The sequence below is a fragment of the Parasphingomonas caseinilytica genome, from assembly GCF_036663755.1.
Lineage (GTDB): Bacteria > Pseudomonadota > Alphaproteobacteria > Sphingomonadales > Sphingomonadaceae > Sphingomonas.
Genome location: NZ_JAXOJL010000001.1, coordinates 597,109 through 609,070 on the forward strand (window position 1 = coordinate 597,109; position 11,962 = coordinate 609,070).

Genomic DNA, 11,962 nt, shown 5'->3' on the forward strand with positions numbered 1-11,962 from the left:
CCCGATCCCTTAATTCAAGGTTTCGCTATTCGCTTCCTTGTGCCGCGATTCATGGTAAACGGTTCGGATGAACGGGGGTTCTCGCATCGTCGATTTCAAATCCGACCGGTCGGATAACGCACCGGAGGATGACCTGCTGCTCGAAGATCTCGTGGAGGCCACAGGCCCCGCATCCGCCCCCACGCCCGCTCCCACCTACCATATCGAAATGGTCGATTACGAGGATTCGTCCAATTGGGCCGGGATCGTCTTGCCGATCCTCGGGCTGCTGGTGTCGCTCGGCTGGATCGGCGGCGCGCTCTATTTCGCCTGGCCGACGCTGGGTAACACCACGCCCATCGCGCTGGCCGGTTTCGTCGCCGCCTTGTGCGTTCCCCCTGCGCTGATCGGCATCCTGCTGTTGCTCTCGCTGCGCACAAGCACGGCGGAAGCGCAGCGATTCGGCCGCACCGCCCACGCGATGCGCGCCGAAGCGGCCAGCCTGGAACGCGCCGTCGCAACGCTGTCCGATACGATCGACGTCAACCGCGCCCGGCTCGCCGAACAGGTCACGACCCTGCTGGCGCTGGGCGACGGTGCCGCCGCCAAGCTGGCGACGATCGGCACCGGTCTCGCCGATCAAGTCTCGGCGACCGACAGCCACGCCCGCACGCTTGCCGAAGCGGCGGCGGCGGCGCACGGCAAACTCGACGTGCTCACCGCGATGCTGCCGCGCGCGCACAAGGAAACCGGCGATCTCGCGCAGTCGCTGGAAACGACCGGCCTGTCCGCCGCCTCCCACGCCGCCGCGCTCGATGCGCAATTGTCGGCACTGGCCGAACGCGGTCGCGAGGCGGACAATCTCGCCAGCGGCGCGGCGCAGCGGCTCGCCGCGCACATCACCCGCATGGAGGCCACCGGCGAGACCGCCGGCGCACGGCTCGAACAGGTCACCGGCCAGATGTCGGAAGCGGTCGACGGGCTGCTCGGCCGCACCGCCGATGCGGTCGACGAAGCCCGCAAGGGCATTGCCGCACAAGGCGACGCGATGCTGGCGATGCTCGGCACCAATCAGGCGGCATTGGATCGTGTCGGGCATGACAGTGCCGAGGCGCTGTCCACGCGCATCGCCGCGATCGAATCGCTGATCGACCGGATCGCGGATCGATTGAGCGACCAACGCACCGCCAGCGATGCGATCATTCACGAACTCGACAGTGGCATCACGCGCGTGTCGGGGCGGCTCGACGCCTTGCATGGTCAGGGCATCGATCGCACGCAAACGCTCGCCGCATCGATCAGCGCGCTGGGCGGCTCGGCCGACGCGATGACCGAGGCGTTGAAGACCGGCGACGACATGGCGCGCAACACGATCAACACCACCGAACACCTGCTAGTCGCGCTCGATGCCGCCGCGCGCGAGATCGACGAGACGTTGCCCGACGCCCTCACGCGCCTCGATAGCCGCGTCGCCGGCAGCCGCCGCGTAGTCAGCGACGCGAAGCCCGAACTGCTCGCCTTGGTCACGGCGGCGGAAAGCACGCACGACGCGATCGAGGCGATCGCGCAGGTCATCTCCGGCCAGCGCGATATACTCGACAAACTCTCCGGCACGATGATCGCCACGCTCAACAACGGGCGTATCAAGGCCGACGAGATCGGGCAGATGGTCGACGAGACGATCGGCCGCACCAATCTGTTCGCCGAGGAAGCCGCGCCGCGCCTGGTCGAGGCGCTGCTCCGCGTCCGCGACACCGCCAGCGCCGCCGCCGATCGCGCGCGCGAAACCTTGGCAAATGTCATCCCCGAGGCTGCCGATGCGCTCGAAGCCGCCAGCGGTGCCGCGATGCGCCGCGCGACCGAGGGCGCGGTGGAACAACAGATCGCTGCGATCGCGCGCGCCGCCGACGACGCCGTTCTCGCCGCCGCGCGCGTTTCGGATCGCCTGACCCATCAGATGCTCGCGATCGCCGATTCGACCGCCTTGGTGGAAAGCCGCTTCGAGGAAGAGCGCGCCGAACGCGAGAGTTCGGACAAGGATTCGCTCGCCAAGCGCGTGTCGCTGTTGATCGAGGCGCTCAATTCGGCCTCGATCGACATCACCAAATCCTTCTCGGCCGAAGTTACCGACAGCGCCTGGGCCGCATATCTGAAGGGCGACCGCGGCGTGTTCACGCGCCGCGCCGTGCGCCTGATCGACACCGGCGAAGCGCGCGACATCGTCCGCCTCTACGACGACGACATGGCCTTCCGCGAACAGGTCAACCGCTACATCCACGATTTCGAAGCGATGCTCCGCACGATCCTCGCCCAACGCGACGGCTCACCGCTGGGCGTGACATTGCTGTCGTCGGACATGGGCAAGCTCTACGTGGCGCTGGCACAAGCGATCGAGCGGCTGCGGACGTAAGCTTTTGAAAGCTGCCGTCACCCTGACGCAGGTCAGGATCCATCATGCAGCAAGGGGAAGCTCATTGGCTCAACACGAGCATCATCGCCCGCCAGCCCACCCCGGCCCTCAGCACACACGACAGAGTTTGCGGCACGATGGATGCTGAAACGAGTTCAGCATGACGGCAGCTTTGTTATTCCAAAGGGTGCGCCAAACGCCCCAATCACTCCGCCGGCAAAATCCGGTCGATGATCTGCGGCGTGACCCATCCGTAAACATAATTCAGCTGAAACAGCACGAACAGCACCGTCGCCACCACCGTCACGCGGAGCGCAATCCGCCCGGCGCGAAACTCGTGCGGCGCGCTTTCGGCTTGCCCCGGAACGCGCTCCGCACCGGCCTCGTCCGCCGTTCGCACTCCGAACGGCAGGACGAGGAACACGGACAGCGACCAGAACAGGAAGTAGATCGCCAGCGCGGAGGTCCACTTCATCATGACGGTCAGGCCTCGATCAGCAGTACGTCGACGATCGGCTTCTTACCGGTCCAGCGCGTCGCCACCCGGCGTACCGCCAGCCGCAGCGATTCACGCAGCTTGGCGCGGTCACGCCCGCCCTGTCGCACCGCCTGCACCAGCGCATCGGTCGCCTCGTCGATGAACGGATCACGGTCTTCCTCGACCGGAATGCCCTGCAGGCGCACCTGCGGCTCGCCGATCAGGCGACCGCCCTTGTCGATCGCCACCGCGACCGAAATCTGCCCGTTCACCGCCAGCTTGCGCCGTTCGTTGATCGTCTGGCCGTCACCCGGCAGGATCACGTCCCCGTCGAGCACGAGCCGCCCGAACTGCGCATTGCCGATCTTCACCGGATCGCCCGGCGCCAGCCGCACGATATCGCCATTGGTCTGCACCAGCGCGCGCGGCACACCCTCGGACAGGCCATAGCGCGCCTGCTCCATCAGGTGCCGCATCTCGCCATGCACCGGGATCAGCACCTCCGGCCGCATCCAGCGATACATCTGCGCCAGTTCCGGCCGACCCGGATGGCCCGAGACGTGGACATGCGCCTGGCGATCGGTGATCATCACCACGCCTTTCGCCGCCAGCTTGTTCTGGATCAGGCCGATCGCGACCTCGTTGCCCGGAATCTGCTTCGAAGAGAAGATCACCGTATCGCCCGCATCGAGCGAGATCGGATGCGACCCCGCCGCGACCCGGCCGAGCGCCGCGCGCTCCTCGCCCTGCCCGCCGGTCGCGATCACCAGCAGCTTGTTGGCCGGTAGCCGCATCGCCGCCTCGGGATCGATCGTCTCGGGGAAATCTTTCAGATATCCGGTCGCCTTCGCCACCTTCAGGATACGATCGAGCGAGCGACCGGCGACGCACAATTTGCGCCCCGTCTCGCGCGCCACTTCGCCCAGCGTGTGCAGGCGCGCGGCATTCGACGCGAACGACGTCACCAGCACGCGGCCGCGAGCCTTCGCCACCGTCTCCATCAGACCGGTCCGGACATCCGCCTCGGACCCCGAAGCCTCGGTGTTGAACACATTGGTGGAATCGCACACCAAAGCCAGAATGCCGCTATCGCCGATCGCTTCCAGCTGCGCGGGCGTGGCCGGGCTGCCGACCTGCGGGGAATTATCCAGCTTCCAGTCGCCGGTGTGGAAGATGCACCCATAAGGCGTATCGATCAGCAGCGCGCTCGGTTCGGGAATGGAATGCGCCATCGGCACGAAGGTGAAGTGGAACGGCCCGAGGTCGAAGCTCTCGCCGACCGGAATGGTCTTCAGCTTGACGCGCGCGGCATTGCCTTCCTCGTCCAGCTTGCCACGGATCAGGCCGGCGGTGAACGGTGTCGCATAGAGCGGCACGCCGAGATCCTCGGCCAGATACGGCAGCGCCCCGATATGATCCTCATGCCCGTGCGTCAGCACGATGCCGACCAGATCGTCGAGCCGCTCCTCGATGAAGGCGAGATCGGGCAGGATCAGGTCGATGCCGGGATATTGCGGATCGGCGAACGTCACGCCGCAATCCACCATCACCCATTTGCCGTCACACCCGTACAGGTTGACGTTCATGCCGATTTCACCGGAGCCGCCGAGCGCGACGTAGAGGAGTTCTTTCTTTGGATTAGTCACTATTGTCTTTCTAATTCAGCCGTTTGACCGCATCTTGGCGGACGGCAGGTGGTGCGCGGTCAGGCGCGATTGATTTCGTTGAGGAAGAGCGGGGCGCCGCAACGAAGGGCGCGCACTCGAAACTCTTATGCGTCTATATGGGCGCGATCCCACAGCATCGCCAGCCCCTGAATGGTCAGGTCGCCTTCGATGACGTCGAAAACATCGGTCTGCTTCTCGAACAGCGTCGCTAGGCCGCCGGTCGCGATCACCTTCACCGGCCGCCCGACCTCCGCCTTCATGCGCGCGACCAGCCCCTCGATCATCGCGACATAGCCCCAATAGATGCCGATATGCATCTGGCTGACCGTGTCGCGCCCGATCACGCTGGTGCCGACTGGTGCCTCGATCGCGATACGCGGCAGCTTGGCGGCGGCCGTCACCAGCGCGTCCAGCGACAGGTTGATCCCCGGCGCGATGATCCCGCCCTTATACGCGCCGGAATAATCGACCACGTCGAATGTCGTCGCGGTGCCGAAATCGATCACGATCAGATCGCCCGGATGCAGCGCGTGCGCCGCGATCATCGTGACCGCGCGATCCGCCCCGACCGAGCGCGGCTCGTCCACGTCCAGCGCCATGCCCCATTCGACCGGCGGCTCACCGGCAATCAGCGGCTCGCCCCCGAAATATTTGCGCGCCAGCACCTGCAGATTGTGCAGCGCGCGTGGCACGACGGTGGCGATGATCACGCCGGTCACTTGCCTGCGATCATACCCCTCCAGACTCAGCAACTGGCTGAGCCAGACGGCATATTCGTCGGCGGTGCGGCGCGGATCGGTCGCGATGCGCCAGCGCGCCTTGATCGCTCCGGCTTCCACCAGGGCGAACACGACATTGGTATTGCCGGCATCGATCGCGAGCAGCATCGGCGTCAGTTCCTCACCGTTCGTGTCGAGCGCAGTCGAGACACGGAAGTTGGGCGTTCCGGAACAGTTTCTCGACTACGCTCGAAACGAACGGAGACGGGAGTCATATCAGGAACACATCGGCGGCGTGAATGACACGCGCCGTGCCATCCGCCAAGCGCAGGATCAGCGCGCCGTCCGCGTCCAACCCCTGAAACAATCCATCGACCGCACTGCCATCGGGCAACGCTGCGGTCAGCGCGGTGCCGATCGGATGCGCACGCTCCAGCCAGCGCGCACGCACCGGCGCGATCCCCTCGCCTCTCCAACGCGACAACCAACGCGCGAAGCATTCCGCCAGCGTTTCGAGAAACTCCGCCGGATCCGGCGTCACGCCCTGCGCGGCGAGGCTCGTCGTCGGCCGCTCCAATCCTTCGGGATGATGCGCCAGATTGACCCCGATACCGATCACCACCGCGTCATCGGCGCGTTCCAGCAGGATACCGGACACCTTCGCCCCATCGATGAGGAGGTCGTTGGGCCATTTGAGCAACGCCTTAAGCCCCTCCCCTTCAGGAGCGTCAGGTGAACCGCGCCCCATGCGGTTCAGGTCCGGCCGGGGGCCGGACCGACCTGACGCTGGGTTGGGGGTGGGGCCGTGCCGAAGATGGCGGTGCGGGGACTCGCGGATAGGCCCCACCCCAACCCCTCTCCTTAAGGGGAGGGGCTTGAGATAGACGGCCACCGCCTCCTCCAACGCCACCGCCGCAACCAAAGCCAATGTCGCCGCCTGCGGATCGGTCGCCCGCAACCGCACCAAAGTGCTGGCGCTCAAATTGCCGACCGGCGAAACCCAAGCCCGTCCCTGCCGGCCGCGTCCGCTCGACTGCCGCTCGGCCCGCAACCACAGGCCTTCCGCTACGCCACTACGCGCCAGCCCCAGCATGTCGGCATTGGTCGATCCCGTCTCCGCGACGGTGCGGATGTTGCTCAGAACAGTGACTGTGCCGCGCTCAGCGTCAGCACACCCAGCGGCGCGAGTAGCACCCAGCCGATCGGCGAGACGAACACCGCCGCTGCGGCGATCAGCCCGCCTTCGACCACGCTGCCGCCGCGCTCGAATTCCGGCGCCGGATCGTCGAAATACATCACCTTGACGATGCGCAGATAATAATATGCGCCGATCACAGATGCGACGAAGCCCGCCACCGCCAGCGGATACAGTCCGCCATCCACCGCCGCCTTGAACACCGCCAGCTTGGCGTTGAACCCGAGCAACGGCGGAATACCGGCCAGCGAGAACATGAAGATCGCCAGTGCCGCCGCCAGACCGGGCCGCGTCTGCGACAGGCCGGACAGGCTTGCGATCGTCTCGACCGGCTGACCGCCTGCATCGCGCATCTGCAGCACGACGAGGAAGCTGCCGAGCGTCATCACGACGTAAACGGTCAGATAGAACAGCACCGAGGCAATGCCCGCTTCCGTGCCGGCGGCGAGGCCGACCAGCATGAAACCGACATTGTTGATCGACGAATAGGCCAGCAGCCGCTTGATATTGCTCTGCCCGATCGCCGCGACCGCACCCAGGATGATCGACGCCAGGGCCGCGAAGATCACGATCTGCCGCCACGCATCGGTCGCCGGGCCCATCGCCTCGATCGCGACGCGCACCGCCATGGCCATGGCCGCCACCTTGGGCGCGCTGGCGAAGAATGCCGTCACCGGCGTCGGCGCGCCTTCGTATACGTCCGGCGTCCACATATGGAACGGCACCGCACTGATCTTGAACGCCAGCCCTGCGAAGACGAACACCAGCCCGAACGTCAGCCCGAGCGACTTGCTGCCGGCATAGGCAGCCGAGATCTGGTCGAACGTAGTCGAACCGCTGAACCCGTAGATCAGCGAGATACCGTAAAGCAGGATGCCGCTCGCCAGCGCGCCCAACACGAAATATTTGAGGCCCGCTTCGGCCGAGCGCGTGTCACGCCGCATGAAGCTCGCCAGCACATAGGCGGCAAGGCTCTGCAGTTCGAGCCCGACATAGAGCGTCAGCAGATCGCCCGCCGACACCATCATGCCCATGCCCACGGCGGACAGCAGGATCAGCACCGGATATTCCGGGCGCAGATCGTCGCCGGTGCTGCGTTCGAAGAAGCGCGGTGCCATGATGATGGCGACGGCTGCCGCGATATAGATCAGTACCTTGGCGAACGCGCCGAACGCATCGGCATGATACAGGCCGTCAAAGGCCAACCCGCCATGCGAGCTCGGGCCGACCAGCGCGATGCCCGCGCCTGCCAGCACCGCGACCGCAGTCCAGGACACGGCCTCGGTCGACGCCTGCCCGCCCCAGGCGGACACCATCATCAGTGCCAGCGCGCCAAGCGCCAGCACGATCTCCGGCAGGGTCAACAACAGATTGGCGGACGTGCTCATTTATGATCCCCGGCGTGTTCCCCGGCATGCGCGGGCATGACCGCCGGTGCCTTTCCTATCGTCGGCTTGCTGTCCCCGGCCGGCGCGGCGCGCGCCACGCGGGCGACCAGAGCGGAGACGTCACCGCGCATCGGCGCCATGAAGCTTTCCGGATAGACGCCCATCCACAGAATGACGGCGGCGATCGGCGCCAGCAACGCGATCTCGCGCAGGCTGAGGTCCGGCATCGCCTTGACGTCGTCCTTGACCAGATCGCCGAACACCACGCGACGGTACAGATACAGCATGTACGCCGCGCCCAGAATGATGCCGGTCGTGCACAGCAACGTCGCCCAGGTCGAAACCTTGTACGTGCCCATCAGCGACAGGAATTCGCCGACGAACCCGCTCGTCCCCGGCAGGCCGATCGACGCCATCGTGAAGAGCAGGAAGAACAATGCATAGCGCGGCATGTTGATCGCGAGGCCGCCGTAGCGATCGATCTCGCGCGTGTGCAACCGGTCGTAGATCACGCCGACGCACAGGAACAACGCACCCGACGCCAGGCCATGCGACAGCATGACCATCATCGCGCCCTCGATGCCCTGCTGGTTGAAAGCGAACAGGCCGATCGTCACGATCGCCATGTGCGCGACGGAGGAATAGGCGATCAGCTTCTTCATGTCCGACTGCACCAGCGCCACGAGCGAGGTATAGATCACCGCCACCGCCGACAGCGTCAGGATCAGCCAAGTGAGCTGCGCCGAAGCCTCCGGGAACATCGGCAGCGAGAAACGCAGGAAACCGTAACCGCCGAGCTTCAGCAGCACGCCGGCCAGAATCACCGACCCGGCCGTCGGCGCCTGCACGTGCGCATCCGGCAACCAGGTATGCACCGGCCACATCGGCATCTTCACCGCGAACGAGGCGAAGAATGCCAGCCACAGCCAGGTCTGCGCATGCGCCGGGAAATCGGTGTTCATCAGCGTCGGGATATCGCTCGTGCCGGCATAGTTCACCATCCACAGCATCGCGACCAGCATCAACACCGATCCGAGCAACGTGTAGAGGAAGAATTTGTAGCTCGCGTAGATCCGGTTCGCCCCGCCCCAGATGCCGATGATCAGGTACATCGGGATCAGGCCGGCTTCGAAGAAGATGTAGAACAGGAACAGATCCTGCGCCGCGAACGTGCCGATCATCAGCACTTCGGTCAGCAGGAACGCCGCCATATATTCCGGCACGCGCTTGGTGATCGCGACCCAGCTCGCGCCGATGCAGATCGGCATCAGGAACACGCTGAGCATGATCAGCAGCAGCGCGAACCCGTCGATGCCGAGCTTCCAGTCGAACACACCGAGCGACCCGGCATGCTCGACGAACTGCCATTGTGGCCCGCCGATATCGAACTGCGTCCACAGCCCGATGCCGAGCACGAAATCCACCAGCGTCGCCGCCAGAGCCAGCCACCGCGCGGTGTTGGCCGAAACGAACAGGCATGCCACCGCCGCGACCGCCGGGATCGCCAGCATGACCGTGAGGATCGGGAACCCGCTCACGACACGTCTCCCGTCACCCCGGCGCAGGCCGGGGCCGCTGCGTTTGTGGCAAGCCAATCACCCGGCATCCCGGCGGTCCCGGCCTGCGCCGGGACGACGATGTTCGGAACGCCGCTCATTGGGAAATCGCCCAGGTAATCGCGGCGGTCAGGCCGATCAGCATGACGAACGCATAGCTATAGAGATACCCCGTTTGCACCTTGGCGGTGACGCGCGTGCCCTGTTGCACCAGCCACGCCGAGCCGTTCGGCCCGAAGCGATCGATCGTCTGTTCGTCGCCACGGTGCCAGAACAACCGTCCGATCGCGAACGCCGGGCGCACGAAGATCAGGTGATACAGCTCGTCGAAATACCATTTGTGCAGCAGGAAATCGTAGATCACGCTGAACTGCGCGGCGAGTTTCGCCGGGAAGCCCGGATTGCGGATATACGCCATCCACGCGGTCCACAGGCCGAGCAGCATCGCGATCGTCGCGCTCAGTTTGATCGCCGTCGGCACGCCGTGCATCTCGTGCATCAGATGTTCGCGGAACGCGATCGCATTGTGCCAGAACCGCTCGCCCGCATCGGGCTCGATGAAGAAGCCGTGGAATGCGAAGCCGGCCGCGATCGCACCGATCGACAATACGATCAGCGGAATCAGCATCGGCAGCGGGCTTTCATGCGGATGATAGCCACCCGTCCCTTCCGCCACATCATGCGCGTGGGCGTCATGCGTGTGCGGATGCGCTGTCGTGTCCTCGATCGACTGATCGTCATGATCGGCGTGGTGATCGGCATGATGCGCATCTTGGCCGTGCGCATCGTGATGCCCATGCGCGTCATGGATCGCATGCTGGATATGCTCCGACTGTGCCCAGCGCGGCGCGCCGTAGAAGGTCAGGAACATCAGCCGCCACGAATAGAAGCTCGTCAGTAACGCGACCAATACGCCGACCAGCCACACGCCAGGCCGACCCGCAGCCCAGGCGCCTTCGATGATCGCGTCCTTCGAATGGAAGCCGGCGAAACCGATCGCAAGGGTGTTACCGAACACCGCCGGCAGGCCGACGCCGGTGATCGCCAGCGTGCCCGCCATCATCGCCCAGAACGTGACCGGAATGCTTTTCCGCAAGCCGCCATAATAACGCATGTCCTGTTCGTGATGCATCGCATGGATCACCGAACCCGCGCCGAGGAACAGCAACGCCTTGAAGAAGGCGTGCGTGAACAGGTGGAACATCGCCGCGCCATACGCGCCGACGCCGGCCGCGAAGAACATATAACCGAGCTGCGAGCAGGTCGAATAGGCGATTACGCGCTTGATATCGGTCTGCACCAGACCGCAGGTCGCGGCGAACAGGCACGTCGCCGCACCCACCGTGGTCACGACACCCAGCGCCACGGGCGATGTTTCGAACATCGGCGACAGGCGGCACACCATGAATACGCCGGCCGTGACCATCGTCGCGGCGTGGATCAGCGCCGACACCGGCGTCGGGCCTTCCATCGCGTCCGGCAACCATGTGTGCAGGCCGAGCTGCGCCGATTTGCCCATCGCGCCGACGAATAGCAGAAGACAAAGAACGGTCATCGTATCGAAGCGATGGCCCAGGAAGCCGATCGTCGATCCCGCCATGCCCGGCGCGGCGGCGAGGATTTCGGGGATCGAGACGGTGCCGAACACCAGGAACGTGCCGAAGATGCCCAGCATGAAGCCGAGATCGCCGACGCGGTTGACGACGAACGCCTTGATCGCGGCGGCATTGGCGCTCGGCTTCTTGAACCAGAAGCCGATCAGCAGATAGCTGGCGAGACCGACGCCTTCCCAGCCGAAGAACATCTGCACGAGGTTGTTGGCCGTCACCAGCATCAGCATCGCGAAGGTGAACAGCGACAGATATGCGAAGAAGCGCGGCTGGCTGTCGTCCTCGGACATATAGCCCCAGCTATAGAGATGGACGAGCGCCGAAACGCTGGTGACGACGACCAGCATCACCGCGGTCAGCGCATCTACCTTCAGCGCCCAGGAGACGTCCATGTCGCCGGAATGGATGAAGTGCAGCACCGGCACGACATACGCCTCGGCGCTGCCATTGATGAACTCCAGGAAGATCGGCCAGCTCAGCGCGCAGGACAGGAACAGCGCACCGGTGGTGATCACCTTGGACGGCACCAGCCCGATCACGTTGCGGCCGAGGCCCGCGACAATCGCGGCCAGCAGCGGCAGGAAGACGACGAAGAGGATCGCGTTCACTACTCGATCACCCCTTCATCCGGTTGACGTCATCGACCGAAATGGTCCCGCGCCCACGGAAATAGATCACCAGAATGGCCAGGCCGATCGCCGCCTCGCCCGCCGCGACGGTCAGCACGAACATCGCGAACACTTGTCCAACCAGGTCATGCAGATAGCTGGAGAAAGCGACGAAGTTCAGGTTCACGCTTAGCAGGATCAATTCCACCGCCATCAACATGACGATCAAATTCTTGCGGTTGGCGATGATGCCCACCACGCCCAAGGCGAAGAGGATCGCCGCGACGACCAGATAGTGCGTCAAACCAATCACGTGCGAAGCACTCCGCTGAACCGTACGTCCTGAGCCTGT

The 11,962-nt window shown here is 64.9% G+C and carries 10 protein-coding genes; 1 reads left to right on the forward strand and 9 read right to left on the reverse strand.

Features of this window, described 5'->3' with window-relative positions; translation table 11 throughout:
• Positions 1-67 precede the first annotated feature (67 nt).
• On the forward strand, positions 68-2,389 hold the full coding sequence (locus U1738_RS02745; protein WP_332787493.1) for a hypothetical protein: 2,322 nt from the start codon (positions 68-70) through the stop codon (positions 2,387-2,389).
• Between the two features lie 205 nt (positions 2,390-2,594).
• On the opposite strand, the gene U1738_RS02750 is transcribed toward U1738_RS02745, so the two are convergent.
• The 9 genes from U1738_RS02750 to nuoK form a co-directional block, all read right to left on the reverse strand.
• Positions 2,595-2,864, reverse strand: a complete 270-nt coding sequence (locus tag U1738_RS02750) for a DUF1467 family protein (RefSeq protein WP_332788205.1) — start codon at positions 2,862-2,864, stop codon at positions 2,595-2,597.
• Positions 2,865-2,872: 8 nt separating this feature from the next.
• Positions 2,873-4,453, reverse strand: coding sequence for a ribonuclease J (locus tag U1738_RS02755; RefSeq protein ID WP_332788206.1), 1,581 nt, complete (start codon positions 4,451-4,453; stop codon positions 2,873-2,875).
• Between the two features lie 185 nt (positions 4,454-4,638).
• Entirely contained in the window at positions 4,639-5,421 is a 783-nt protein-coding gene (locus tag U1738_RS02760; protein WP_332787494.1) for a type III pantothenate kinase, read from the reverse strand.
• Between the two features lie 103 nt (positions 5,422-5,524).
• Positions 5,525-6,346 carry a biotin--[acetyl-CoA-carboxylase] ligase gene (locus U1738_RS02765; protein ID WP_332787495.1) on the reverse strand — a complete coding sequence of 274 codons (822 nt, stop codon included), beginning with the start codon at positions 6,344-6,346 and terminating at the stop codon, positions 5,525-5,527.
• Positions 6,347-6,390: 44 nt separating this feature from the next.
• Entirely contained in the window at positions 6,391-7,836 is a 1,446-nt protein-coding gene (gene nuoN, locus U1738_RS02770; RefSeq protein ID WP_332787496.1) for an NADH-quinone oxidoreductase subunit NuoN, read from the reverse strand.
• A complete protein-coding gene (locus tag U1738_RS02775) occupies positions 7,833-9,374 on the reverse strand; it encodes an NADH-quinone oxidoreductase subunit M (RefSeq protein ID WP_332787497.1) in 1,542 nt (513 codons plus the stop codon). The genes nuoN and U1738_RS02775 overlap by 4 nt, the downstream gene beginning before the upstream one ends.
• Positions 9,371-9,493, reverse strand: coding sequence for a hypothetical protein (locus U1738_RS02780; RefSeq protein WP_332787498.1), 123 nt, complete (start codon positions 9,491-9,493; stop codon positions 9,371-9,373). The genes U1738_RS02775 and U1738_RS02780 overlap by 4 nt, the downstream gene beginning before the upstream one ends.
• Entirely contained in the window at positions 9,490-11,610 is a 2,121-nt protein-coding gene (gene nuoL / locus U1738_RS02785; RefSeq protein WP_332787499.1) for an NADH-quinone oxidoreductase subunit L, read from the reverse strand. The genes U1738_RS02780 and nuoL overlap by 4 nt, the downstream gene beginning before the upstream one ends.
• A 7-nt stretch (positions 11,611-11,617) precedes the next feature.
• Positions 11,618-11,923 (reverse strand): NADH-quinone oxidoreductase subunit NuoK, encoded by a 306-nt coding sequence (gene nuoK, locus U1738_RS02790; RefSeq protein WP_055778679.1) that lies wholly within the window; start codon positions 11,921-11,923, stop codon positions 11,618-11,620.
• Positions 11,924-11,962: the final 39 nt, after the last annotated feature.

What these genes read in the sequence shown, in the direction of transcription:
- U1738_RS02765 (WP_332787495.1), bottom strand. Translation starts at nt 6,346, where the DNA reads ATGCTGGGGCTGGCGCGTAGTGGCGTAGCGGAAGGCCTGTGGTTGCGG.
- U1738_RS02780 (WP_332787498.1), bottom strand. Translation starts at nt 9,493, where the DNA reads ATGAGCGGCGTTCCGAACATCGTCGTCCCGGCGCAGGCCGGGACCGCC.
- U1738_RS02760 (WP_332787494.1), bottom strand. Translation starts at nt 5,421, where the DNA reads ATGCTGCTCGCGATCGATGCCGGCAATACCAATGTCGTGTTCGCCCTG.
- U1738_RS02745 (WP_332787493.1), top strand. Translation starts at nt 68, where the DNA reads ATGAACGGGGGTTCTCGCATCGTCGATTTCAAATCCGACCGGTCGGAT.
- nuoN (WP_332787496.1), bottom strand. Translation starts at nt 7,836, where the DNA reads ATGAGCACGTCCGCCAATCTGTTGTTGACCCTGCCGGAGATCGTGCTG.
- U1738_RS02755 (WP_332788206.1), bottom strand. Translation starts at nt 4,453, where the DNA reads ATGAACGTCAACCTGTACGGGTGTGACGGCAAATGGGTGATGGTGGAT.
- U1738_RS02750 (WP_332788205.1), bottom strand. Translation starts at nt 2,864, where the DNA reads ATGAAGTGGACCTCCGCGCTGGCGATCTACTTCCTGTTCTGGTCGCTG.